Origin of the sequence: Pseudomonas sp. QD4 (genome assembly GCF_049199125.1) — a bacterium.
Classification (GTDB): Bacteria; Pseudomonadota; Gammaproteobacteria; order Pseudomonadales; family Pseudomonadaceae; genus Aquipseudomonas.
On record NZ_JBLZOM010000001.1, the window covers coordinates 987,552 to 1,013,020 of the forward strand.

A 25,469-nucleotide genomic window follows, 5' to 3' on the forward strand; every position below is an offset into this window, starting at 1 on the left:
GTTCCATCCTCACCGTTCATCGGAACGCGGCGCGCTTTCAGCTCACAAACTTTTCACACCTGAGTGGTGATACTCCGGCCATTGTGGCCGCTCGGTTCAGAGCCGCCCTGGCTCACGGACCGCTCCTGCGTGTCCGCGATAGCAGTGATTAACCGGTTGGAGCGCTCCATGGCATTGTTTAAACGCGGCGACACGTCTGCGAAAGGTTTCGATTGGGCCGGTCTGGGTTGGCTCTTCCTGTTCTTCTGGTACTTTTCCGGCATCACCCAACTGCTGATCCTGCTGACCGACACCTCCGGTTTCGCCGGCTTCCGCCAGGCTTTCATAATGAGCTCGATCTGGCTGGCGCCGGTGCTGCTGTTCCCCGCACGCACCCGCCTGCTCGCCGCCCTGATCGGTATCGTGTTGTGGGCCTGCTCCATGGCCAGCCTCGGCTACTTCTTCATCTATCAGCAGGAATTCTCGCAAAGCGTCATTTTCATCATGTTCGAGTCCAACCCGTCGGAAGCCGGCGAGTACATGACGCAATACTTTGCCTGGTGGATCGTCCTCGCCTTTATCGCCCACACCGCGTTCTCCATTTTCCTCTGGACCCGCTTGCGCCCGGTGTACATGCCCCGTGGCCGGGCCCTGGTCGCGACCACGGCGCTGCTGGTGGCGGTGGTCGGCTACCCGCTGGTCAAGCAGATCGCCCGTTCCGACAGCCTGCGCGGCGGCCTGGAGCGATTCGAAACCCGCATCGAGCCCGCCGTGCCGTGGCAGATGGTGGTTGCCTATCGCCGCTACCTGGAACAACTGGACAACATGCAAGGCATGCTGGCCAGCGCAAGCAAGATCGCGCCACTGAAAAACCTGAAGGACGCCTCGGCCGACCTGCCTGCGACCCTGGTGCTGGTCATCGGCGAATCGACCAACCGCCAACGCATGAGTCTCTACGGCTACCCGCGCCAGACCACTCCGGAGCTGGACAAGCTCAAGGATCAGCTGGCGGTGTTCGACAACGTGATCACGCCTCGGCCATACACTATTGAAGCCTTGCAACAGGTGCTGACCTTCGCCGACGAAGAGAATCCCGAGCTGTACCTGACCACGCCGTCGGTGGTCAGCGTGATGAAACAGGCTGGCTACAAGACCTACTGGATCACCAACCAGCAGACCATGACCAAGCGCAACACCATGCTCACCACGTTCTCCGAGCAGGCCGACGAGCAGGTGTACCTGAACAACAACCGCAACCAGAACGCCCGCCAGTATGACGGCGATGTGCTCGAGCCCTTCAACAAGGCCCTGGCCGACAAAGCCCCGCGCAAATTCATCGTGGTGCACCTGCTCGGCACCCACATGAGCTACCAGTACCGCTACCCGCCAACCTTCGACAAGTTCACCGACCGCCAGGGCGTGCCCGCCGGCGTGCGCGACGACCAGGTGCCGACCTATAACAGCTATGACAATGCCGTGCTGTACAACGACTTCGTGGTGTCCAGCCTGATCAAGGACTACGCCAAGACCGATCCCAACGGCTTCCTGCTGTACCTGTCCGACCATGGCGAAGACGTCTTCGACTCCGCCGGCCACAACACCCTGGGGCGCAACGAAAGCAAGCCGACCGCGCCGATGTACACCATCCCGTTCATGGCCTGGGCCTCGCCGAAATGGCGGGAAACCCACGACTGGAGCTTTGCCGGCGACCTGGGTCGCCCCTACAGCAGCTCGCAGCTGATTCACACCTGGGCCGACCTGGCCGGCCTCAGCGCCGACGAACTGGACCGCAGCAAGAGCCTGGTCAGCGACAGCTTCAAGCCGCGGCCGCTGCTGATCGGCAACCCTTTCGAGCGCCAGTCCAAGGCTTTGATCGACTTCAGCCTGATGAAACCCAAGCCGCGCACCACGCAAGTGGTCCAGCAGTAACCCTCCCCCAACAAGACGACTCCCACGAGTCGTCTTGTATCGCCCTCGGGCAAAGATTACGAATATGTAATCAACGGCTCATGCCGGCGTTAACTCCCATTTAATAAACTTCGCACACACTCCGCCCCTATCAGCACTTATCCAGAGATAAGGCGGGCAGCGAACATTGTTAATGGGAAACAACGCATGAAACGTTCAACTTTTATTCTGACCACTTTGATAACGCTTGGCTCGGCCAGTGCCTTTGCCGAAGATGGTTCGGAACGCTCGCAACAGTTCTGGGAGAACTTCCGCGTGAGCCAGCAACAGACTCACGGCACGGTTGAAACCACCGCCTCCAGCGAAACCCCAAAGAACACTATTGAATCTTCAGCCGATAAAACTTCCGCACACACCCCGGACGCTTAAGTTCACACCGTTAAAGCAATGGGCGCCTGACCGGGCGCCTTTCTTGTTGGATGTCACTCACGCCCTTCATTATTGCTATATCCACACCGTTCCCCCCGGAATTAACCATTGGCCTTCACCAACCGATTGTCGGTGCCTGCAAACAGACACGCCTTGATACAACAGCAGGCGCCCCCCCGCCTCGCCAAGCCTCACGCAAACCGTTGATTCAGAGCCATTCCTCTCTTGACCCTAAAGCAGCTACAGGCTTCATCATCCGCCCACCCAAACCCAGGCCAACCTGCCGCCCGAAGCTCCTGCGCGGAGTAATCAAGGGCTGGCCACGGCTTTTTTCTACACCGCTCATATTCAACTTGAGTCATACGAGGAACTATTGATGCGCATCCTGGTTGTCGAAGACGAACCAAAAACCGCTGACTATCTACAACAGGGCCTGACGGAAAGTGGCTATGTCGTCGATTGTGCGGCGAATGGCCAGGATGGCTTGCACTTGATTGATCAGCAGGATTATCAATTGGTGATTCTCGACGTCAACCTGCCACACAAAGATGGTTGGCAAGTGCTGGAACTTATGCGCCGTGAACACAGTACGCGGGTCATCATGTTAACCGCCCGCGGACGCCTGGCGGATAAAGTCCGAGGCCTGGACTTGGGCGCCGATGATTACCTGGTCAAACCTTTCGAGTTCCCCGAGTTGCTGGCCCGAGTTCGTACGTTGCTGCGGCGCAATGAACAATTGACGGCGGTGGACGTATTCCGAGTGGCCGATCTGGAACTTGATCCACGGCGCCACAGAGCCTACCGCGGCAACCGCAGAATCGACCTGACCACCAAGGAATTCACGCTGTTGCATGTTCTGATGCGTCAGGCCGGCGAAGTGCTGACCCGGACCCAGATCATCTCCCAGGTCTGGGACATGAACTTCGATTGCGACACCAACGTGGTCGAGGTCTCCATCAGCCGCCTGCGGGCCAAGATCGACGATGCCAGCGACATCAAGCTGATCCACACCATTCGCGGTGTCGGCTATGTGCTGGAGGTGCGCCAATGAGGCCAGGGGCCGGCAAGGCCGGACCGTTGCCGATGCCGATGCCGGCGAGGCAACCCAGCAGCCTGTCGATGCGCCTGGGGCTGACCGTGAGCCTGATGGGCGCCGGCCTGGTGCTCTTGCTGGCGACCCTGGCCTACCTCGCGCTGACCCACGAACTGGGCAAACTCGCCCGGGAAAGCCTGGACAACAAGCTGGCCCAGATCCAGCACAGCCTGACCAGCGACCTCAAGACCGCGGACATCGCCGCCCGCCCCCATTCCCTGCTCGACCTGGTCATGGGCCACGACAACCTGCACTTGCGGATTCTCGCCGTCGATCGCCAGGCGCCGCCCCTGCTCGACATCGGCAGCCAGCCCCTGGAGCCGTTGCCCGCCGCCTTGAGCGGCGCCGACAGCCCGGCATTTCTGGATTGGGCGGACAGCCGCGGCCGGCCCCTGCTCAGCGCCTCGCGCCTGCTGCCCCTGGGCAGTGGCGAACAGGTGCGAGTGGTGCTGTCGCTGGATCGGCAAAATGACCAGGCCTTGCTCAGCGCCTACCTGCGCTCGACCGTGATCATCCTGCCGTTGCTGCTGTTGCTGATCGGTATCGGCGCCTGGTGGCTGGTGCAACGCGGGCTGCTGCCGCTCCAGCAATTCAGCCGGGTGGCGGCGCAGATCACTACCCAGGACCTGACCCACCGCCTGTCCCAGGACAACCTGCCGCGGGAGTTGGCGGAACTGGCCCATAGCATCAATTTCATGCTGCACCGCCTGGACGGCGGCGTGCAGCAGCTCGCGCAATTCTCCGATGACCTGGCCCACGAACTGCGCTCGCCCATCACCAACCTGATGGGCAAGGCCCAGGTCACCTTGTCCCGCGAGCGCCCGCCGGAGCAGTACAAGCAGGTGCTGGAGTCGAGCCTTGAGGAGCTGGAACGGGTCACCCGGATCGTCAGCGACATGCTGTTCCTGGCCCAGGTCAGCCACCCGGCTTCCCAGGTCAGTTTCCAACCTGTTGCCCTGGAGGAAGAGGCGCGCCGGGTCATGGAGCTGTTCGCCCTCAGCGCCGAGGAAAAACACCAGGCTCTGAGCCTGTCCGGCAGCGGCTGGGTACACGGCGACCGGTTGATGATCCAGCGCGCCATTTCCAATCTGCTGTCCAACGCCATCCGCCATGGACCGCGGCAGGCCGCCATCTCGCTGCAGGTGGAGGAGCTGGCCGCAGGCGTAGCGCTGACGGTGAGCAACTCCGGGGCCGGGATTGCGCAAGCGCACCTGCCGCACCTGTTCGAGCGCTTCTACCGAGTCGACAGCAGCCGCTCCCGAGCCGAAGGCGGCACCGGGCTGGGCCTGGCGATTGTGCGTTCGATCATGAACCTGCATCAGGGCCAGACCGACGTCAGCAGCCAGCCCGACGGCCTGACCGAGTTCCGCCTGGTGTTCCGGCGTCGCCCGCTGACCGGGAGCTGAATCGAGCGCTTAGTCGCCCCAGATCAGTGCTTCGGTCCAGCCCAGCTCGGCAAAGTCCGCAGCACGCAACCCGGCCTCACCGGCGCAGAAAAACTCGTCCAGTTGCGGCGGCGCGACCCGGGTTTCGCTGAGCATGGCGTGCACCTGGCCGCGATGGTGGATCTGGTGCTCGAACAGATGGCTGAGCATGCGCAAGCGGCTGTCGTGCTGTGGCGTCTCCCGAGCGATGGTCACCCTGCGCCCCAGATCGGCGTCCCGCAGTTGCGCGCAGTACGCCAGCAGCCGCTGGTCGACGGTGGATTGTGCCTGGCGCAGTTCACCGGCCTCGACACAGGGCTCGTCGACGTCGAAAAACACATAGCAATCGACCCGTGGCGGCTCGCCGCGAAGCTCCCGTTCAAGGGCATCCACGTAGAACCAGTCGCAGGTCAGGATGTGATTGAGGGTGGCCCTCAAGCTGGGGAAAAAGCTGCTGCGCGGCGCGACCAGTTCGGCCGCGCTCAACTGGCCCCAGGCCTTGGCCAGGCGGTGGTTGGCCCAGGCGTTCTGGTAGGCCATGGTCGACAAGTGGTGGGACAAGGGCTGGTTCACGGCAACACCTCACGGAGCAATGGCAGATCCAGGAGCGGGATCTTCAGCAAAAACGCTGCAACTGCATTTCCTGCAAGCGGCTCAAGGTACGACGGAAGGCAAACTCCAGGTAACCCTCGGTATACAGCTGCTCCAGCGGGACCTGGGCCTCGAGGTACAGCGGCACCTTGCGGTCATAACACTCGTCCACCAGGGCGATAAAGCGCCGCACGCTGTCGTCGTGCACCGACAGCTGGGGCAACTGGCGGTCCCCGGCATCAACCCGCTGCGCGCCATCCTCGGTGCCTCGGGCGATGCGTCCCGGACGCTGCTGGGCGCTGAGGTTGGGCACTTCGCTGAGCAGAATGGCACTGAAGCGGTCGCACAGCGCCATGAAGTCCATGGCCGCGAACGGCGCCTCGCAAAGGTCGGCAAAGCGACACCAGAGCACGGTTTCACTGACCTTGAGCACCGTGACGTTGCGATGCCCCACCGCCAGCACCGCGCTGGATACCGCCTGCCCCGCGCTCAACTGCTCGAACACCGGCCCCAGGGCACTGGGCTCGCCTGCCGCCGTGACCCAGTAGCGTTGCAGGCCGGTGCCCGGGTGCAGGCGATGGTCTTCATCACCATCCACCGAAACCACCTGCATATGCTGCTCGATCGACTGGATCGCCGGCAGGAAACGCTCGCGGTTGAAGCCATCGGCATACAGCTGGGCGGGCGGTTGGTTGGAGGTGCAGACCACCACCACGCCTTCATCGAACATCACCTGGAACAGACGCCCGAGGATGATCGCATCACCGATGTCGTTGACAAACAACTCGTCAAAACACAGCACCCGCACCTCGGCGCTGAGTTCCCGGGCCAGCGCCTGCAAAGGGTCGGCGGTGCCGGTCAGCTGGAATGAGCGCTGGTGGACCCAGCCCATGAAGTGGTGAAAATGCTGACGCCGCGCCGGCACCCTGAGGCTCTGGTAGAACTGGTCCATCAGCCAGGTCTTGCCGCGCCCCACCGGCCCCCATAGGTACACCCCGGTAATCGGCGCCTGGCCCTGGTGCAGGGCCTGGTGGCACTGTTCCAGGGCCTGCACCGCGCGCAATTGCGCCGGGTCGGCGACAAATCCTTGCTCCAGGGCATGCTGATAGGCGCTGAGGGGGGAATCAAAAGGCATGGGGCGAACGATCCGGGCAAAGAGCGCGCAGTATGCCACGCCGCTGGCGCCTGCCACTGCCGGGCTGCGTCTAGAGGGAGATGTCCAGGCGGCAGATCTTGCCCTGGGGATCGAGCCGGAACACGTAGCGCAACACCAGCGGGCTGCCGGGAAACGCACCCCAGACCAGGTTGTCGAGCAGCACCTTGCCGGTGCGCTGCTGCACCGCCTGCACTTGCAGGCGCGGCTGGTAACGCTGGGCGCAGTCGGCCATCCAGTGGGCGATGTCCTGGGTGCCGACACGCTGCCGGCCTTCATCGAATACCGTCGCGTCCTCGGCGAAGAAACTGGTCACTGCCGAACTGTCGCGGGCGTTGGCGGCGGCGATGTAGGCAGCGATCGCCGGGGCGAGTACGGGGGCGGTGCTGGGCATGCGTGAAGCTCCTTGTGAGTGAAGTCAGGCGCCATGCTAATGGCCCCCTGCGTCAGTTCTTGTCAGGAGTGAAGCGCCCGTGTTCATCCAGCTGCATCAGCGTGCGCCAGGTGCGCAACAGGTCACTGCGCCGACCAGGGTAGACCTCTCCCCGAGCGCTGACCGCGAGGATGCGGTCGGTGCGAAAGGTCCGATAAGCCCCGCGCAACTCACACCAGGCGACTATCACCCGCGCCTCGTTCATAAACCCCAGGGCCAGGGGCCAGATCAGCCGCTGGCTGGAGACCTGCTTGGCGTCGGCGTAGTCCAGATGCAGTTTGGCCTGTTCGCGAATGGCCTGGCGAAACACATCCAGCGGCACCACGTTTTCCGGGTAGGCGCAGGCCGACGGCCCGGGCATGACCGTGGGGTTGCGCAAGGCCTCCTGGGCCGCCGGGGTCAAGACGGCGGCAATCTTGGCCAGGGCATTGGCGGCGGCCTTGCCCAGCACATCATCGCCGCGCTGATCGACATACCGCAGGCCCAGCACAATGGCTTCGGTCTCGTCGGCATTGAGCATCAACGGCGGCAGGAACAAGCCGCTGCGCAGCACATAACCGATGCCCGCCTCGCCATACACCGGGGCGCCCAGGGCCGTCAGCTCGGCGATATCGCGGTACAAGGTGCGCTCGGAGACTTCCAGCTCCCGCGCCAGGACTGCGGCCGTCACCGGACGGCTCTTGCCACGCAGGACTTGCAGCAGGGTAAGTAAACGACTGGTTCGCGACACCGCAGCAGCCTCCACACAAAAGAGCCGCGCAGCTTAGCAGAGGCCCCTGTCAGAAACTGTCAGGAGCCGCCGGCCTGTTGCTGGAGATGCGCGGTATCCACCCTGTAGCCGCTGCCGAGGCACGAGGCTGCGCTGGCCCTGACCGACGGGAGTTTGCGGTGTTGATGGGGGCCAGCGCAGCCTGCGGCAGCGGCGACAGGGGTTAATACGCCATTGACCACCCGAGGGTGTAGGTGCGGCCTCGGCCCTGGTAGTCATAGAGGTACGCCGGGCCGTAGGCCGGTGAGTAGAACAGTGTCGCGCGCTGGCCCCAGACCGTGCTGTATTGCTTGTCCAACAGGTTCTGGATCCCGGCGCTGAAGGTGCCGAAGCCGGTGTCATGACTGCCCAGCAGGTCGAAGGTGGTGTAGCCGTTGATGGTGTGGTCGGCGTCGTCCTTGAGGGTGAATGCGTGGTTGCCTTGCAGGCGGGCGCTGCTGCGGTCGCCCTTCCAGCCCACGAACGCCGTGGACTTGGACAACGAGGCATAGCGCGCATCTCGCTTGATCCAGTCGCCGTTCTTGTCCTCTTCTTCCGAACGCACCAGGTGCAGGGTGCTGCCAGCCTCCCAGCCGCTGGCGAAGTGGCGGGTCAAGGCGCCTTCAAACCCGTAGTCGCGGCTCTTCTGGTCGATCACATCAATGGTCAGGGTGGCGCTGTCGGTGGTGATGACCTTATCCGACCAGATGTAGTACAGCGCCGCCTGGGCATCCCAGTCGCTGTCCGAATAACGCCAGCCGGTTTCCACCTGGCGGCTCTTGATCCCGGCCAGGGGATTGTCGTCGACGCTCAAGCCCGGCTTGCCGTAGAACTTGGCCGGGTCCGGCAGATCGAAACCCTCGCCGTAGTTGATCCAGGTCTGATGCCCATTCTTGAAATCGTAGATGGCCCCGATGTTGTACAGGCTCACTTCATAGTCATTGCTGCCGCCCGGCACGTTCTTGAACTGGCCGACATCCACATCCATTTTCTGCCGCCGCGCACCGCCGGACACCGTCAGGTTGTCCGTGGCGTGCCAGTCCAGCTGGGCATAGCCGGAGAGCCCGTCAACCCGGTAGCTGGGATAGCGCGGCGCCTTGCTCAAGGTATCGAGGTCGAGGCCACCGGTGGCGGACGAGGTCTGGGAGTTGAACACGCTCTGCTCGGCGTTGAAACGCTCGCGGTCCAGGTCCACGCCATAGGTCAGCTTGAACGCGCTCCACTCCTTGACCAGCAGGGCCTTGAGGCTGCTGACCTCGAAGTTCTGCTGCGAGGCAGCAAAATACACGCCCTTGGAGCCCGTGGGGTTGGCCGCGTTGTAATAGGGGAACGGGTAGAAGTTGTCGTCTTCCTTGCGGTAGGAGCCTTGCAGGTAGAAGTCCTGACCGCCCAGCACATCGTCGTAGTGGTAGCTGGCATTGAGCAGCAGGCGCTTGGTGCGCGGCTGCAGATCGGTGGAGTAGCCGCCGCGCAATTGCGCGTCCTCCAGGTCCGAAGGCTTCTGGTAGCTGAGGTTGGGAAAGTAGATACCGGTGCCGCCATGGTTGCCGGAGTCGTAGTACTGGGCCAGCAGGTCAAGGCCCTGGGCCTCGTTGAATTGCAGCGCCAGGCTGCCCATCAGGTCGACGGTGCGGTTGTATTGCAGGTCGGTCTGGGTGTTGTCGATGAAGATCTGGTTGCCGGAACCGTCGTAGAACGCCTCGTTCTGTTCGGCGGCGACCGCCAACCGGCCGTTGATGCGCTCGTTGCCACCGCTGACCGACTGCGCGATACGGGTCGACAGGTCATCGCTGTTGTTGAAGCCGCTGCTGGCCCCGACCTGGGTTTCAAACTGCGCCGCCCCGGCCTCGCCCTTCTTGGTCACGATATTGATGATGCCGCCGGTGGCGCCGCCACCGTAGATGGCGCTGGCGCCGGAGAGCACTTCCACCCGCTCGACGTTGAACGGAGAAATGCTGTCGAACTGCCGGGACAGCCCACGGGAGCTGTTCTGGCTGACACCGTCGATCATCACCAGCACGTTGCGCCCGCGCATGTTCTGGCCGTAGTTGGTGCGTCCCTCGGGCGCCAGGTCGAGGCCCGGCACCAGCTTGCCGATGGCTTCCTTGAGGCTGACCCCGGTCTGCAATTGTTCGCGCAGTTGGGTCTGGTCGACCACCCATACGGTGCCGGGTATTTCACTGATGGCGGTGCTGGTGCGCGAGGCGACGCTGACCTGGATCGGCTTGAGGTTGAGGCTCGCTGCCGGCGCCGTGGCGCGGCGCAGGATCACCGTGCGCGGGTCGCTGAACGCCCAGCTCATGCCGCTGCCGGCCAGCAGGCGTTGCAGGGCCTGGGCCACGCTCAGTTCGCCATTCAACGCCTCGGCTTGCAGGCCCTCGACATCGGCGGTGGTGTACAAGAGGCGCAACCCGGCCTGGTCGGCAAAGCCGGTCAGGGCCTGGTCCAGGGCTTGGGCGGGCAATGCCAGGTTGACCCGGCGCTCTTCGGCGCTATGGCTGGGGGCGACGGCGTCCTGGGCCTGAACCAGCAGCGGGCTGCACAGCCCGGCAATGATGGCCTGAGCCAGGAGTGTACGGCGCACCAGGGCCTTGGCCCGGACCTGTGTCGACTGCTTGAACATACCTTTCACGACTGTTTTCCCGCCCCGTTTGAATACGTCAATGAGAATGATTTTCTTCTCGCTCTCACTACGACGATTTCGCCAACCGGAACTTGCAACGGCCCAGCGAAAAAAATTCAAATCAGTGCAGGACCGCCAGCCATGGCAGGTACGTGACCTTCAGCGGGTAGCGCTGTTCGAGGGTGCGCAGCAGCCCTTGCGGGTCGTTCAGATCAAATACCCCGCTGACCGGCAGAGCCGCCAGTTGCGCATCGGAAATCACGATCCGCCCATGCTGATAGCGCTCCAACTCGCCAATCACCTCCCCCAGCGGCCGGCCATTGAAGATCAGCTTGCCGCGCTGCCAGGCCGTGAGGCTGGCGGCATCCACCTTCTGCTGGGCCAGCAGGGGCTGGCCGGCTCGGTGCTGCAGGCGCTGATCGGCCTGCAACAGCATTGGCTGATGGTCGCCGCTGAACTGCACCTGGCCACTTCTGACCACCACCGTCAGGTCGCCACCGTCGCGGCGCACACTGAAACTGCTGTCGGTGCCTTGCAGGCGCTCGTCGCCGGCGCTCACCACAAACGGCCGCTGCCGGTCGGGTGCCGGCTCGAACAGTGCCTCGCCGGCCCGCAGGATGACCTTGCGCTCGCTGGCCGTGTAGGCCACCGACAAGGCACTGGCACTGTTGAGGGTGACTGTGGAGCCATCGTCCAGGGTCAGGGTCTGCTGCTGGCCGACACTGGTGTGGTAGTCGGCGCTCAAGGCCGGCCACTGTTGCCAGCCGGTGCCCCCGGCAACGGCGACCAGCACCGAAGCCGCCAGGGCCGGCCACCAACGCCGTGGCCGTCGTGGCACTTGAGCCTGGGCCCGCAGCTCGCTCGCCGCCGCGGTCATGCCGAGGTCGGCCCACAGTTGCTGCGCCTCGTCGGCGGCCGCGGCGTGGGCCGGGCTGATCAGGCGCCATTGCTGATAGGCCATGCGCTGGGCAGCGCTGGCCTGGCCCGAGTTGAGCAGCACCAGCCAGTCGACGGCGGCGTCTTCGAGGCTGTCGTCAGGCTCGGGAATCGGGGACTGGGTCATGGGCAGGTCGGCGGCTGAGGGAGAAGGATCATGCATGATTTTGCTTGAGCCAGTCGCGGCAATGGCGCAGGGCCTGGCCGATGTATTTTGCCACCATGCTCTCGGAAACGCCCAGCCGAACTGCGATCTGGGCCTGGGTCAGGCCCTCGATACGGTTGAGCAGCAAGGCCTGCCGGGCATTGGCCGAGAGCAATTGCAGGGCGTCGTCGAGCAGCGCCAGACGCTCCTTGGCCAGCAGCACCGCCTCGGGCGCCGGCGCCGGGTCGACGGCCTCGGCATGCTCCTGACCGTCACTGTGATTGGCCGCCAGGCGCTGCTCACGGCGCAAGGTGTCAATGGCCAGGTTGCCGGCCACGCGAAAGATAAAGCTGCGGTCGTTGTGCACCGCCACCGTCTGATCGACCTTGAGCAGCTTGAGGTAGGTTTCCTGGGCGACATCGGCCGCACGCTGGCGATCACTCATGCGCCGGGTGAGAAACTTCAGCAGGTCGTCGTAGTGCTCCTGAAAACTCAGCAGCAGGCTGGGCGTGGGCAGCATCGAGGGGCGGTCCGGGGTTCGGGGGCCGGATTATTCCATAACGGCAAATGAGAAACAGTATCTTTCGTATCCTTTCGAAGTTGCGCCTTTGCCGCTATTTACGCTTCTGACTGCGGCGCCTTTCTGGCATCCTGCGCCTCCTTTTTCTGACCGGTTCGCAGGTTTTGCCTGGCGCAATCCTTTCGCAAACCAAGTCCCGTCCACTTTCCGGCGTGTGCCCCCTGTACCGACACGCCATTGGCAGGCCTTTTCATGACCGCACCTGATCGCATCCCTCGCTACAAGTCCGACCTGATCTATGGCCTGGACGACCGCCCGCATTTCAGCGCGGCCATCTTCGCCGCGTTGCAGCATGTGCTGGCCAGTTTTGTCGGCATCATCAGCCCGACCCTGATTTTCGGCGGAGTGCTCGGCCTGCACGAAGAAACCCCCTACCTGATCAGCATGGCGCTGTTCGTCTCCGGCCTGGGTACCTTTGTCCAGGCCCGGCGCCTGGGCCCTATCGGCTCCGGGTTGCTGTGCGTGCAGGGCACCAGTTTTTCCTTTATCAGCGTGCTGCTCAGCGCCGGTTTCATGGTCAAGGGCCGTGGCGGCAGCAATGAAGAGATTCTCTCGACCATCTTCGGCATCTGCTTCTGCGCGGCCTTTATCGAGATGTTCCTCAGCCAGTTCATCGGCAAGCTGCGCAAGCTGATCACCCCGGTGGTCACCGGCACCATCATCACCCTGATGGGCCTGTCACTGATCAAGGTCGCGGTCACCGACATGGCCGGCGGCTTCGGCGCGCCGGACCTGGGCGCGGCCAGCAACCTGGGGCTGGCGGCACTGGTGCTGCTGACCATCGTCATCCTCAACCGCTTCAACCACCCGATGCTGCGCCTGGGCTCGATCGTGATCGGCCTGACCCTGGGCTTCGTCGTCGCCTGGATGCTGGGCCGGGTCGACATGGCCAGCCTGCCCGACGTGCCCCTGGTCAGCGTGCCGGTGCCGTTCAAGTACGGCTTCTCGTTCGACCTGATCGCCTTTATCCCGCTGGCAGTGATCTTCCTGATTTCGCCGCTGGAGGCGGCCGGCGACCTGACCGCCAACTCGATGATTTCCCAACAGCCGGTCAAGGGTCCGCTGTACATCAAGCGCATCAAGTCCGGGCTGCTGGCTGACGGCTTCAACTCGATGGTGGCGGCGGTGTTCAACAGCCTGCCAATGGTGACCTTTGCCCAGAACAACGGGGTGATCCAACTGACCGGTGTGGCCAGCCGCTACGTGGCCTACTTTATTGCCGGGCTGCTGGTGCTGCTCGGGCTGTTCCCGATGATCGGCGCGGTGCTGCAACTGATGCCCAAGCCGGTGCTCGGCGGCGCCACTCTGATCATGTTCGGCACCGTGGCGGTGGCCGGGATCAAGATCCTCGCGGAAGCCGGCCTGCATCGGCGCAACGTGCTGATCGTGGCGATTTCCCTGGGCATGGGCCTGGGCGTGGCGGCGGTGCCGGAAGTGTTGCGCGAGCTGCCCAAGGCGCTGCACAACATCTTTGAATCGCCGATCACCGTGGGCGCCTTCTGCGCCATTTTCCTGAATATCTTCCTGCCGGAAGAGTTCATGGAACTGGAAGAAGACGAGTTCGACCCCGAGGCGGCAACCCTCAAGGTCATGCAGGACCCGGACATGAGCGCCAAAGCGAACTCCTGAGGTCAGCGGACGTCTACAGCGGGGGGCGACCGCCCCCTGTATGTCCTCCAACCTGACGGGTACCCCATGCGCAGATTGATCGCTTTGTCCCTGGTGCTGCTCAGCCTGAGCGCCTGTGCCCTGTTCCCCAATCGCGACCCGCTGAACATCAATGTGGTGGGCATCGAGCCCCTGCCCAGCCAGGATCTGGAGATGCGTTTCGCGGTCAAGCTGCGCCTGCAGAACCCCAACGAAACCGCGATCGACTACAACGGCGTGGCCCTGGACCTGGACGTCAACGGCCGGCCCCTGGCCTCGGGGGTCAGTGACCAGCACGGCAGCATTGGGCGCTTCTCGGAAGAGGTGCTGGTGGTGCCGGTCAGCGTCTCGGCGTTTTCCGTGCTGCGCCAGACATTGGGCCTGAGCCAGAACCAGAATGTCGACAACCTGCCCTACACCCTGCGCGGCAAACTGGCCGGCGGCCTGTTCGGCACCCTGCGTTTTGTCGACCACGGCACCCTGAGCCTGCCCAATGCCGCCAATGGCACCTGGTGAGGCAACCTGTTTTCAATAGGCACTCTTCAGTGTTCACTCTGGCCAGCGCAGCCGCATGCCTCGGCAGCGGCTACGGGATCAGAACACTGACCAGCCGATGCGCTGGCTCAGCAGTTCCAGGGCCGCCATGCCGACCAGGGAGTTGCCGGCGGCGTTGAGTTCCGGGGACCACACGCACACGGTGAATTGCCCCGGCACCACGGCGACTATGCCGCCGCCCACCCCGCTCTTGCCCGGCAGGCCGACGCGATAGGCAAAGTTGCCGGCCTCGTCATACAGGCCGCTGGTGGCCATGATCGAGTTCACCTGCTGGGTCTGGCGCGCGGTGAGGATGGCCTCGCCGCTGTGCTTGCAAAAGCCGTCGTTGGCCAGGAAACAGAACGCCCGGGCCAGGTCGACGCAGCTCATGCGCAGCGCGCAATGGCTGAAGTAGCTGCGCAGCACCGCCTCGACATCGTTGTGGAAGTTGCCGAAGGACTGCATCAGGTAGGCCATGGCCGCATTGCGGGCGCGGTGCTGGTACTCGGAGTCGGCCACCTTGCCGTCGACCATCACCTGCAGGTTGCCCGACAGACGCCGCACGAAATCACGCATCGACAGGGCCGGCGCGGCAAACCGTGACTGGTTGATGTCGCAGATCACCAGTGCCCCGGCGTTGATAAACGGGTTGCGCGGGCGCCCACGCTCGAACTCCAGCTGCACCAGGGAATTGAACGGCTGCCCCGAAGGTTCATGCCCCAGCCGCTCCCAGATCGCCTCGCCGGAATGACCGATGGCCTGCACCAGGCTGAACACCTTGGAAATGCTCTGCACCGAAAACGGCGTGTCGGCATCGCCGGCGCTGAACACCTGGCCGTCGTTGCCATACACGGCAATCCCCAGCTGGTTGGCCGGCACGTCGGCCAGGGCCGGGATGTAATTGGCGACTTTCCCCTGGCCAATCAGTGGCCGAACTTGGTCGAGGATTTCGTTCAACAGCGCTTGCATCGTCAGGCTCGCAATCTCTGGCCCCGAACCGCTGCGGGGCTGTGCTTGCTAGACGCCCGACAACCGCCGCGCAGCACAGTTACGGCCCACACCTGACACAGGTCACCTCCCCCCTGGCGCGATGCGAGTAGGCTGCGTGACCGTAAAAACCGTTGCCACAACCGTGCCCTCGACCGCTTACAGCGGCTGCTCGCCGATGCTGGCCAGTCGATGAGTGCACCCGGCGCAGCGGCACCATCGCCGGAAAACCGGTGTCTACAGAGGCGAAGCGCGTTGAAACCCTGGCATTGCATCCTTGGTATTTTGCTGATCACCAGCATCACCGTCCTGATCGAAATCCCCAGCAGCACTTGGCTCACCTCCGCCAGCCTGAGCCTGATTCTCGGGGCCTCGGCGCTGGCGTACATGGCCACCTCGTGCCTGCTGGCCAGCCGCTGGCGCTGGGTCGAGTGGCTGTTCGGTGGCCTCGACCGGGTGTATGAAGCGCATAAGTGGCTGGGGATCTGGGCGCTGGTGTTTGCCAGCTACCACTTTGTGTTCAAGGCCAACCTAGACCTGTGGAACAGCGTGCCCATCATCGAGTGGCCCAAGTACTGGACGCGCCTGGTGCGCCAGCTCAGTTATGTGGCCCTGGGCCTGATTGTGCTGCTGGCGTTGAACCGCAATATTCCCTATCGCTTGTGGCGCTGGTGGCACAAGCTCTCCGGCCCGCTGTTCGTGATCGTCATCCTGCATTGGCTGAGCTTCAAATCGCCGATTGCCCTGAACAACCCATCGGGCCTGTGGCTGACATTGCTTTGCGGCCTGGGGCTGCTCGGTGCGTTGTACAAGCTGTTGCTCTACCCGGTGCTGGCCAAGGCCGGCGAATACACCGTGAGCGCCGTGTCGGCGCACAAACACTCCCTGCACCTGGAGCTGACGCCTGTGCAGCACGGCTTTGCGTTCAAGGCCGGGCAGTTCGCCTTTCTTGCGCTCAAGGAAAAGGGCCTGCGCGAGCCCCATCCGTTCACCATTGCCAGCGCCCATGCCAGCGATGGGCGTATCGAGTTCGTGATCCGCGCCCTGGGCGACTACACGCAAAAGCTGCGCGACCAGGTCAAGGTCAGCATGCTCGCGGATGTCTATGCGCCTTATGGACAGTTCAAGCGCCAGGTCGATGCACCACGGGAAATCTGGGTCGCGGGCGGGGTTGGCATCTCGCCGTTTATCTCCTGGCTGCAAGACGATGCCAGCGAACGCCTGGATAACACGACCCTGGTGTATTGCTTCAATCCCTCACGCGCGTTTCCCACTGCCGAACAGTTGCAAAGCATGGCCGAGCAACGCGGCGTGCGCTTTGTTGGTCAGGATGGCGGGGTCGATCAACTGTCCGAGACCTTCAAGCACGCCGTAGCGCAAACCGACCCACAACAGATCCAGATCAGCTTTTGCGGGCCCAAGGGCTTGCTGGAGCGCGTCCGCGAGCTGATGCGCGAACAGGCGATCCCCGAGGGCAATCTGCATTACGAGCTGTTCGAGTTCCGCTGAAACCTCCCGCGCTCAAGGACGAGCCGGCTCGCGCAGGGCCAGCCACACCGCCACGGCCGAGACCAGGGTGATGCCGATCAGCACCCGCAGCAATTGGCCGAAGGCCTCCACATACAGCTGCAACAGGGCACCGCGCCCGACCTCCGGCAGCAGCGCACTGCTGGCCTGCAGGTTGCCGTTGGCCAGTTGCTGCGCGGCCAGGGGAATCTGCGCGGCGTCCACCAGCGCCGCGCCGAGGGAGTGCTGCAGCAGCCCGGCCAGCAATGCCACCACCAGGGCCAGGGCAATGCCCTCACCCGCCACCCGGGTGGTGCTGAAGATGCCGGTGGCCATCCCGGCACGCTCCTTGGGCACCACACTGACCGACAAGCCATCCATCAGGCCCCAGGGCAAACCCGCCCCAAGGCCAATCAACAGCATCGGCAGCACGTTGGCCGTGGGCTGCCCCACGCCTACCCGGCTCAGCAGATACAGGCCGAAGGCGGCAATCAGCAGGCCGGCGCTGCACAGCACGCGACTACTGACCCAGCGCGTCAGCCACGCCGCCAGCAACGGCACCACCAGCATCGGCGCCGACAGGGCCATCATCATCAGCCCGGCCTCGATCTCGCTGTAGCCTTCAACCCCGATAAAGCGGATCGGCAGCAGAATCAGCAGCACCACAAAGCAATAGCAGGTGGCGATCGGCAACACCTGCACCCCGACAAAACGCGGGTAGCGAAACAGCGACAGATCCAGCATCGGCCGCTGAACCCGCGACTCGATCGCGACAAACCCCAGCAGCGCCAGCAACGAGCCCCACAGCAGGCTTTGCACCAGCACGCTGCCCCAGCCACTTTGCGGCGCCTGCAGCACGCCCCAGGTAAACAGCACCAGCGCTGCGGTAAAACTCAGGGTGCCGGGCCAATCGACACCGGCAGCGTCCGGGTCACGGGATTCGTGCATGCGCGGCACGCCAAACAGCAGCGACAGCCCGCCAATCAAGGTGCCGCTGATAAAGATCGCGCGCCAGCCGTAGTGCTCGATCAGCACCCCGGCCAGGAGCGGCCCGAATGCCAGGCCGACGCCAAAGGTGGTGCCCAGCAGGCTGAAGGCACGGGTGCGGGCGCGGCCTTCGAACTCCTGGGCCAGGGCCGCCGAACCGCCGGCCAGGGCTGCAGCGCCCGCCAGCCCTTGCAACGCCCGCAGGCCATCGAGCCACAGCACCGACGGGGCAAAGGCCAGCACCAGGGACGTCAGGGCAAACAGGCCGACACCCAGGCTGAACACCCGCTTGCGGCCGTACTCGTCGGCCAGGGTCCCGGCGGCCATCAGCGCACTGCCGAAGGTCAGCATAAAGGCGTTGGTCACCCAACTCAGGGCCATGGGGCTGCCACCCAGCTCGCGGGCAATGGCCGGGGTGGCCACGGCCACGCCGACAAAGGTCAGGGGCAGTATCAGCGCCGCCAGGCACACCGCCGCCAGCACGCCATAGGCACGGCTGGCAGGGGTAGCGGCCTGGAAGGCGGCGGGCAGATCGATTTCAGGGTTCATCAGGACCTCGAACAGGCAAAAGCCACAGCGGACAGGGGTGGGTTTGGATGATAGATTCGCCGCAATCAGCAAAAAACAGGGCTAAAGTCCTTGGCTTGCGGACATAAACGCTCTAATCGAGGTCCCCATGGACAATCTGAACGGCCTGCTGGCATTCGTCCGCACGGTGGAAAGCGGCAGCCTGGTGGGCGCCGCCGAACGCCTGGGAATTTCCGCCTCGGCGGTCGGCAAAAGCCTGGCGCGGCTGGAGCACAAGCTCGGTGTGCGGCTGCTCAATCGCAGCACCCGGCGCATCAGCCTGACCGACGAAGGCACGCTGTTTTTCGAGCGTTGCCAGCGCATCGTCGGCGAGGTGGAAGAAGCCGAAGCCGAACTGGCGCGGATCAGCGACACTCCGCGCGGCAAGTTGCGGGTCAGCCTGCCCGCCATCGGCTATCGCATGCTGTTGCCGATTCTTCCGGAGTTCACCCGGCGCTACCCGCAGATCGAACTCGACCTGGACTTCAACGACCGCTTGATCGATGTGATCGCCGAGGGCGTCGACGCGGTGATCCGCAGCGGCGAGCTGGCCGACTCGCAACTCAAGTCCCGCACCCTCGGGCCCTTCGGCTTTGTCCTGGTCAGCGCTCCGCAGTACTTTGCCGAACACGGCACGCCGCAGTCCCCCCGGGATCTGGAGCAGCACGCCTGCCTGCGCTACAAATTCCCCGGAACCACCCAGTTGCAGCAGTGGACCCTGCGCCTGCCCGCCGGCGAGCCGCCCCTGAGCCTGCGCAGCGCCTTGACCAGCAACAACCTGGAGTCGCTGATCTTTGCCGCCAGCCAGGGCCTGGGCATCGCCTTTGTCCCGGATTTCGTGGTCCGCGGCGCCCTGGCCGAAGGCAGCCTGGTGGCAGTGCTGGATGACTATCAGATCGACAGCGGCAAATTTTCGGTGCTCTGGCCCAGCAGCCGCCACCTGCTGCCCAAGCTGCGGGTGTTCGTCGACTTTCTCGGCGAGCACCTGCGCCTGGGGCGCGATTGATCCTCGGGAAATCCTTGCCCAGCACCGGCTCAGGCTGGAATATGGCGGCGCCATGACCGACTCAGGAGCAGCGCCCCCGATGGACACCCCACTCACTGTCGAGATCCCCACCCTGTACACCGATCGCCTGATCCTGCGGCCGCTGCAACTGGCGGACGCCGAGGCAGTGCAAGCGCAGTTTGCTCACTGGCAGGTGGTGCGGTATCTCAACGCCCTGGTGCCCTGGCCCTACCCGGCCGATGGTGCCCTGAGCTACCTGCGAGACCTGGCCCTGCCGGCCATGGCCCGGGGTGAAGAGTGGCATTGGGCAATCTGCCTGAAATCAGCGCCCGGACAGTTGATCGGCAACGTCAGCCTGATGGATGAAACCGATAACAACCGTGGCTTCTGGCTCGCTCCCGCCTGGCAGGGCCAGGGGTATATGGGCGAAGCCAGCGCCGCGGTCACCGCCTACTGGTTCGAGGTGCTGCAACGCCCCCTGCTGCGGGCGCCCAAGGCGGCTCCCAACCTGGGCTCACGGCGGATTTCCGAACGCAGCGGGATGCGCCTGATCAGCTGCGACGAGGGGGACTTCGTCGCCGGGCGACTCCCCAGGGAGCTCTGGGAAATCACCCGCGAAGAGTGGCAGCGCCTCAGGTAAACCGCACCCGGGCTTGGCTTCAAAGCGGGCGCTTGGCGCCCTTTGTCCCGGCGTTCGTCGGGCGTAACGCCCTGGCCCCACAGCCGCAATCGGCGGCCCAAGCTGCGGCGGCTTGTCGTCTCTCTCTGCGGACACTGGCGCCTTGGATGCGATTGCCCCTGCTCGCCTCACCAGCTCGGCAAACATCAACAAACTCAAATGTCAGCTTACTAATATGTGTATTCATCTTGATGTTTACCGCGCTTAAGCTCGCCCTGTCCTCATCCGAGGGCAGGCAAGGTCGGTCCGCCTACAACAAAAGCTACAGGCCACCCCAATAACAATTTGATCTGCCGATTCCAGGAACTCCCTATGTCCCAATTTCGACGCCCTACCCGTGGCCGCCGTACCCGTGCTGCGCCGTGCGCACGAGGTGCGCAATGAACACTTCCCATGATGAAACCCTGCTTCAGCGCCAGGGCTACCGCCAGGAGCTGCACCGTGGCCTGTCGCTCTGGTCGTCCTTTTCCGTAGGCTTTGCCACGGTCTCGCCGGTGGTCGGCATCTATTCGGTGATGGCCCTGGGGGCCATGAGTGCAGGCCCGTCCTGGGTCTGGATCGTGCCGCTGTGCCTGGCCCTGCAGCTTCTGGTGGCCCTGGTGTACGCCGAACTGGCTTCGCAGTACCCGCTGGCTGGTGGTTGTTACCAGTGGGTCAAGCGTCTGGCGGGCGATCGCTGGGCCTGGTTCACCGGTTTCATGTACCTCGCGTCGGCCCTGGCGTCCCTGACCACCGTGGCCTACCTCGGCGGGTTCTGGCTGTGGCTGTTCGTCACTGGTCATGCACCGGAAGCCAACGCCCAGGTGGCCAGCGGCGCAGTCCTGCTGCTGCTCGGGCTGGGGGTCAATCTGCTGGGCATCAACCCGCTGAAATATTTCGTCAACGCGGGGATCATCGCCGAAGCCATTGCCTCCATCGGTATCGGCCTGTTGTTGTTGATCTTTTTCCGCAACCACTCCTGGTCGCTGCTGTTAGAAGGCCTGAGCGCCACGGCCCCGGCCGATGGTTCGTACTTCAGTGGCTTTATCACGGCGATGGCCGTCGGCGGCTGGGCCTTTCTCGGCTTCGATGCCTGCTCCCAGGTTTCCGAAGAGACCGCCGACGCCCGCACCTCGACCCCGCGGGCCATCCTGCGCTCGATGATCCTGGTGGGGCTGACAGTGATGCTCACCGCGTTCGCCGTCACCCTGTCGTTTACCGATACCGCCGGCATGGTCGCCGGTAGCGTGGTCGACCCGGTAACCCCGGCGGTGGTCGACGCCTTTGGGGCCTGGTCCGAGCGGCCCTTCGTCGGCGTGGTGCTGGTGGCCTTTATTGCCTGCGTGGTGTCGGTGCAGACCTACATTGGCCGCGCCGTGTTCGGCATGGCCCGGGACTCGATCCTGCCGGCGTCGGCCACTCTGCGCCGGGTGGACAAGCGCAAGGTGCCGTTCGCCGCGATGGTCTTCAGCACCCTGTTCGCCAGCTTCGGTCTGGCTCTGGGCTTGAATGCCACGGCCGTCGGTACCCTGATCGCCTTTGGCAGCGGCGGCTTTTTCATGGTGTTCCTGATCGTTATCAGTTGCGCCCTGATTGCCCGCCTGCGCGGGCGCTGGAAACCCGAGGCCGGGGTGTTCAGTCTCGGACGCTGGGGCCTGCCGGTGAACCTGCTGGCGTTTGTCTGGCTGGTGTTCGAAACCATCAACGTCGCCTGGCCCCGGGAGTCCCTGGCGCCACCGGGTGCTCCGTGGTTCCAGGTCTGGGCGGTGATCCTGGTGTTCTCCAGCCTGGCGCTGCTTGGCCTGCTGTACATGCTGCTGGCCAAGCCCTACCTGCGCACACCCAGCGCCCCGCTACCCACCAACTGACTTCCCCCGCGCTGTCGCCGACAGCGCTCTGCTCCCTGCCCGGGTGGCCATGACTGGCCACCTGTGAACTCACTCGTGCTGGAGAAAACCATGTCCCCTGCTGTGCATTACTGGAACTATCCCACTGAAATCTTCTGCGGCGCCGACGCCCTGGACCTGCTCGGGCAACGTTGCCGGTTGTTGAACATGGGCCGTCCGCTGCTGGTCACCGACCCCGGCATGCTCACCCTCGAACCCTTCAACCTGCTGGTTGCGCAGTTGCACCGCGCCGGGCTGCCCGTTGCGGTGTTTTCCGAACTGGGCGCCAACCCCAGCCTGGAAGATGTGCAGCGCGGCGTTGTCGCGTTCCAGTCCGGCGAGCACGACTCGCTGATCGCTCTGGGTGGCGGCAGCGCCATGGACGCGGCCAAGGGCATCGCCCTGGCAGCCTGCGACCCTGAGGGTCTGGAGCGCTTTGAGTGGTCGCAGATCATCGAGCGCTATCCGAGCCTGAGCGACTTCCCCGCACTCGGCCTGCCACCCCTGATCGCGCTGCCCACCACCGCCGGCACCGGCTCGGAACTGGGCCGTGAGGCGGTGCTGACCGATACCCGGCTGCACGTGAAACGGGTGATCAGCCATCCACAATTGCTCCCGGCCTGTGTGATCCTTGACCCGCAACTGACACGCAGCCTGCCGCCGGCACTGACCGCCGCGACCGGCATGGATGCGTTGACCCATCACCTCGAAGCCTTCTGCTCGCCGCTGTATCACCCGATGTCCAGCGGCATCGCCGTCGAAGGCATTCGCCTGGTCAGCCAGCACCTGCGCCAGGCCTACGCCAACGGCCAGGACCTGGTGGCCCGCGAAGGCATGCTGGTGGCCTCGGCCATGGCCGCCGTGGCGTTCCAGAAAGGCCTGGGCGGCGTGCATGCCCTCGCGCACCCGCTGGGAGCGCGCTACCACAAGCACCATGGGTTGTTGAACGCGATCCTGCTGCCTTATGTGCTGGTGGCCAACCAGCCGGTGATCGACGCCGATATCGCGCGCCTGGCCCGTTACCTGGAATTGCCGCAGCCTGACTTCCGAGGCTTCCTGGACTGGGTCCTGGCGCTGCGCGCGGAGCTGGGCATCCCCCACAGCCTTGGCGAGATCGGCCTGGACACGGCCGACGCCGACTGGGTCGGGGCTCAGGCGGTGGCCGATATTTCCTCTTCCGAGACCAATGCCCAGCCCCTGAACGCCGAGCAGTACCGGACGATTTTCTGCAACGCGGTACACGGCGTGCTGCCGGGGGTGCGTCCATGAATCCGGCGCTCTATATCAACGGCCAGTGGCAGGATGGCCAAGGCGACGAGCAACTGAGCCCCTGCGACCCGTCACTGGGCCAGGTCATTGCCCGTCTCCAGGGCGCCAGCGCACAGCAGATCGACCTCGCCGTCACTGCCGCGCGCCAGGCCCTCGGTCCTTGGCGCAGCCTCAGCGGCAGCCAGCGCGGGCACTATCTGCACAGCTTCGCCCACGAACTCGAACGACGCCGCAGCACGCTGCTCGAGCTGCAAATGCGCAATAACGGCAAGCCGCGGCACGAAGCCAGTGTCGACCTGGACGATGCCATCGCCACCTTCACCTACTACGCCGGGCTGGCCCAACAACTGGACGCCACCCCGAACCGCGAAGTGCCGCTGTCGGCTCCCGGCTTCCAGGCCCATTGCCGGGCCGAGGCCCTGGGCGTGGTGGGCTTGATCGTGCCCTGGAACTTCCCCCTGGTGACCAGCGCCTGGAAGATTGCCCCGGCCCTGGCCGCCGGCTGCACCGTGGTGCTCAAGCCGTCGGAGGTCACGCCTCTGATCGAACAGGTCTACGCCGAGATCGCAGAAACGCTGGGCCTGCCGCCCGGGGTGTTGAATATCGTGGTCGGTGCCAGCACTGTCGGCGCGGCCCTCAGTGCGCACCCGGGGCTGGACAAGCTGTCGTTCACCGGCAGCAACCCGGTCGGGCAAAAAGTCATGCACAGCTGCGCCGAGCATTGCCGGCCGGTGACCCTGGAGCTGGGGGGCAAATCGCCGATCCTGGTGTTCGAGGACTGCGATCTGGATCAGGCGGTGGAGTGGATCATTGCCGGCTTCTGCTGGAACGCCGGGCAAATGTGTTCGGCGACTTCACGCCTGCTGGTCCATGAAGCCATTGCCGATTCCCTGCTGCAACGCCTGACCCAGGCCCTGGAACGGTTGCGGGTGGGCAACCCGCAGCATCAGGAAGTGGATATGGGCCCCCTGACCTGCGAGGCACAGTACCGCAAGGTGCTCGACTATTTCGCCATTGCCCGCGACGAAGGCCTGGTGTGCCTGACCGGCGGTGAAGCCCTGGCCGAACCCGGCTGGTTCGTCAGCCCGACGGTGTACGACCAGGTGCCGGGCGACAGCCGCCTGTGGCGCGAGGAGATCTTCGGACCGGTACTCTGCGCAAGGCGTTTCAGCACGGAAGCCGAAGCCTTGGCCCTGGCCAATGACAGCGCCTTCGGTCTGGTGGCGACAGTGATCAGTGCCGATCTGGCCCGGGCTGAACGGCTGGCGGCAGCCCTGGAGGTCGGTCATGTGTGGATCAACTCGATCCAGGCAGTGTTCGTCGAAACCTCATGGGGTGGGACCAAGGGCAGCGGTATCGGCCGTGAACTGGGGCCCTGGGGGTTGGCCGCCTATCAGTCGCTGAAGCACGTGACCCGTTGCCTGGGGTAAACGCGGTGCTCAATTGCGGTGTTCGCTCAGCAGGTCATCGATAAAGGCCTTTAGGGCTTCACTATGGGGGTGGCCGGCGTGGGTGATCATGCTGTGCTGCACCTCGTAACGCAGGGTCTGCGCATGCAACGCGCGCATCTGCCCGTCATGCACCCAGGGCCGGGCGTAGTGATTGGGCAAATAACCCAGGTGCGTCCCCGCCAGCACCCCATGCACCACTGCCTCCATGTGGTAGGCGGTGGCCGTGGCACGCGACGGCGCTACCGGCAGCACCTGGTTGGCCGGCAGGAACCCGTGGCGAATCCAGTCACAGGCCTTGATCTGCTCCAAAGTCGGCGCGGCTTCGGCGAACAGCGGATGCCGAGCCCCACAGAACACGCCGATCTCTTCGCTGTACAACGGCTGATAGTCCAGGGTCGGCAGGCTACGGCTGAAATAGGAAATGGCCAGGTCCAGCTGGCCGTCGATCACCGCCAGCTCCAGCTCGGTGGGCGAGTTGACGAACACGTGCAGGTGCACATCCTGGTCGCGCCGGTAAAAGCGCGCGATCGCTGCGTCGATATGAGCCGCCGGCAAGGTCGCGATGTTGTCGGCCAGGCCCAGGTACAGGTCACCCACCAGGCGCCCGGACAATTCCTGGGCCTCGTTGCGAAACACATCCACCGCACCAAACAGCGCACTGGCCGCCGCCAGGATGCGCTGGCCCTTCTCGGTCAGGCGAAAGCCTCCCTTGCCGCGCTCGCACAGGCGATAGCCGAGGCGTTTTTCCAGGCTGGAGATATGGGTGCTGATGTTCGATTGGCTCATGTTCAGCTCGGCCTGGGCCGCCGTGAAGCCACCGCATTTGACCACCACGGAGAAAATCCGCAGCAGACGCAAGTCCATATCGGTGACGTTTCTAAGCACAGTAGTTCCGCGGGCAAAGGGGCGTGAGGCTGGCTATTCAACGG

At 64.2% G+C, this 25,469-nt stretch carries 21 protein-coding genes and 1 pseudogene; 12 read left to right on the forward strand and 10 right to left on the reverse strand.

The annotated features are described in order from the left end of the window. Positions 1–168: 168 nt before the first annotated feature. From ACOZJV_RS04410 to ACOZJV_RS04425, 4 genes are all read left to right on the forward strand, one after another. Entirely contained in the window at positions 169–1,908 is a 1,740-nt protein-coding gene (locus ACOZJV_RS04410; protein ID WP_201130830.1) for a phosphoethanolamine transferase CptA, read from the forward strand. 186 nt (positions 1,909–2,094) lie between these two features. Further along, complete coding sequence (locus tag ACOZJV_RS04415; RefSeq protein ID WP_078472167.1) at positions 2,095–2,316, forward strand: hypothetical protein; 222 nt, start codon at positions 2,095–2,097, stop codon at positions 2,314–2,316. Between the two features lie 376 nt (positions 2,317–2,692). Next, the gene (locus ACOZJV_RS04420) at positions 2,693–3,367 is read left to right on the forward strand and encodes a heavy metal response regulator transcription factor (RefSeq protein ID WP_078472166.1); all 675 of its coding nucleotides are present in this window, start codon (positions 2,693–2,695) and stop codon (positions 3,365–3,367) included. After that, a complete protein-coding gene (locus ACOZJV_RS04425) occupies positions 3,364–4,815 on the forward strand; it encodes a heavy metal sensor histidine kinase (protein WP_421546937.1) in 1,452 nt (483 codons plus the stop codon). Before ACOZJV_RS04420 ends, ACOZJV_RS04425 begins: the two co-directional genes overlap by 4 nt. A 9-nt stretch (positions 4,816–4,824) precedes the next feature. Here the strand turns inward: ACOZJV_RS04425 and ACOZJV_RS04430 are convergent, their stop codons facing one another. The 7 genes and pseudogenes from ACOZJV_RS04430 to ACOZJV_RS04460 form a co-directional block, all read right to left on the reverse strand. Then, positions 4,825–5,406, reverse strand: a complete 582-nt coding sequence (locus ACOZJV_RS04430; RefSeq protein WP_078472164.1) for a DinB family protein — start codon at positions 5,404–5,406, stop codon at positions 4,825–4,827. A gap of 43 nt (positions 5,407–5,449) precedes the next feature. After that, entirely contained in the window at positions 5,450–6,559 is a 1,110-nt protein-coding gene (gene zapE / locus ACOZJV_RS04435) for a cell division protein ZapE (RefSeq protein ID WP_078472163.1), read from the reverse strand. A 70-nt stretch (positions 6,560–6,629) separates the two neighbouring features. After that, the gene (locus tag ACOZJV_RS04440) at positions 6,630–6,971 is read right to left on the reverse strand and encodes a nuclear transport factor 2 family protein (protein ID WP_201130827.1); all 342 of its coding nucleotides are present in this window, start codon (positions 6,969–6,971) and stop codon (positions 6,630–6,632) included. Positions 6,972–7,023: 52 nt separating this feature from the next. Beyond that, positions 7,024–7,740 carry a helix-turn-helix transcriptional regulator gene (locus ACOZJV_RS04445; RefSeq protein WP_078472161.1) on the reverse strand — a complete coding sequence of 239 codons (717 nt, stop codon included), beginning with the start codon at positions 7,738–7,740 and terminating at the stop codon, positions 7,024–7,026. Positions 7,741–7,942: 202 nt separating this feature from the next. Beyond that, entirely contained in the window at positions 7,943–10,381 is a 2,439-nt protein-coding gene (locus ACOZJV_RS04450) for a TonB-dependent siderophore receptor (RefSeq protein WP_078472160.1), read from the reverse strand. A gap of 121 nt (positions 10,382–10,502) precedes the next feature. Further along, on the reverse strand, positions 10,503–11,444 hold the full coding sequence (locus ACOZJV_RS04455; protein ID WP_421546938.1) for a FecR family protein: 942 nt from the start codon (positions 11,442–11,444) through the stop codon (positions 10,503–10,505). A 40-nt stretch (positions 11,445–11,484) separates the two neighbouring features. Next, a pseudogene (locus ACOZJV_RS04460) lies at positions 11,485–11,982 on the reverse strand (RNA polymerase sigma factor); the annotation flags it as partial. Positions 11,983–12,234: 252 nt separating this feature from the next. Between ACOZJV_RS04460 and ACOZJV_RS04465 the strand changes: the two are divergent. Beyond that, a complete protein-coding gene (locus tag ACOZJV_RS04465) occupies positions 12,235–13,671 on the forward strand; it encodes a nucleobase:cation symporter-2 family protein (protein ID WP_078472157.1) in 1,437 nt (478 codons plus the stop codon). Positions 13,672–13,737: 66 nt separating this feature from the next. After that, entirely contained in the window at positions 13,738–14,205 is a 468-nt protein-coding gene (locus ACOZJV_RS04470; RefSeq protein ID WP_201130824.1) for an LEA type 2 family protein, read from the forward strand. Positions 14,206–14,283: 78 nt separating this feature from the next. Here ACOZJV_RS04470 and glsB read toward each other — a convergent pair whose 3' ends face one another. Next, on the reverse strand, positions 14,284–15,192 hold the full coding sequence (gene glsB, locus ACOZJV_RS04475; protein ID WP_020298136.1) for a glutaminase B: 909 nt from the start codon (positions 15,190–15,192) through the stop codon (positions 14,284–14,286). Positions 15,193–15,465: 273 nt separating this feature from the next. Here glsB and ACOZJV_RS04480 point away from each other — a divergent pair, with 273 nt between their 5' ends. After that, positions 15,466–16,719, forward strand: coding sequence for a ferric reductase-like transmembrane domain-containing protein (locus ACOZJV_RS04480; protein WP_421546939.1), 1,254 nt, complete (start codon positions 15,466–15,468; stop codon positions 16,717–16,719). A 12-nt stretch (positions 16,720–16,731) separates the two neighbouring features. Here the strand turns inward: ACOZJV_RS04480 and ACOZJV_RS04485 are convergent, their stop codons facing one another. Beyond that, positions 16,732–18,252 (reverse strand): MFS transporter, encoded by a 1,521-nt coding sequence (locus tag ACOZJV_RS04485; protein WP_201130822.1) that lies wholly within the window; start codon positions 18,250–18,252, stop codon positions 16,732–16,734. Between the two features lie 127 nt (positions 18,253–18,379). On the opposite strand from ACOZJV_RS04485, the gene ACOZJV_RS04490 reads away from it, so the two are divergent. The 5 genes from ACOZJV_RS04490 (at position 18,380) to ACOZJV_RS04510 (ending at position 24,519) form a co-directional block, all read left to right on the forward strand. Then, positions 18,380–19,276, forward strand: coding sequence for a LysR family transcriptional regulator (locus ACOZJV_RS04490; RefSeq protein WP_078472153.1), 897 nt, complete (start codon positions 18,380–18,382; stop codon positions 19,274–19,276). Between the two features lie 79 nt (positions 19,277–19,355). Further along, a complete protein-coding gene (locus ACOZJV_RS04495; RefSeq protein ID WP_201130821.1) occupies positions 19,356–19,916 on the forward strand; it encodes a GNAT family N-acetyltransferase in 561 nt (186 codons plus the stop codon). 419 nt (positions 19,917–20,335) lie between these two features. Further along, the gene (locus ACOZJV_RS04500) at positions 20,336–21,802 is read left to right on the forward strand and encodes an APC family permease (protein WP_421546940.1); all 1,467 of its coding nucleotides are present in this window, start codon (positions 20,336–20,338) and stop codon (positions 21,800–21,802) included. A 90-nt stretch (positions 21,803–21,892) separates the two neighbouring features. Further along, a complete protein-coding gene (locus ACOZJV_RS04505; RefSeq protein ID WP_201130819.1) occupies positions 21,893–23,089 on the forward strand; it encodes an iron-containing alcohol dehydrogenase in 1,197 nt (398 codons plus the stop codon). Beyond that, positions 23,086–24,519, forward strand: coding sequence for an aldehyde dehydrogenase family protein (locus ACOZJV_RS04510; RefSeq protein ID WP_421546941.1), 1,434 nt, complete (start codon positions 23,086–23,088; stop codon positions 24,517–24,519). The genes ACOZJV_RS04505 and ACOZJV_RS04510 overlap by 4 nt, the downstream gene beginning before the upstream one ends. A 9-nt stretch (positions 24,520–24,528) precedes the next feature. Here ACOZJV_RS04510 and ACOZJV_RS04515 read toward each other — a convergent pair whose 3' ends face one another. Further along, positions 24,529–25,425 (reverse strand): LysR substrate-binding domain-containing protein, encoded by an 897-nt coding sequence (locus ACOZJV_RS04515; RefSeq protein WP_201130817.1) that lies wholly within the window; start codon positions 25,423–25,425, stop codon positions 24,529–24,531. Positions 25,426–25,469 lie beyond the last annotated feature (44 nt).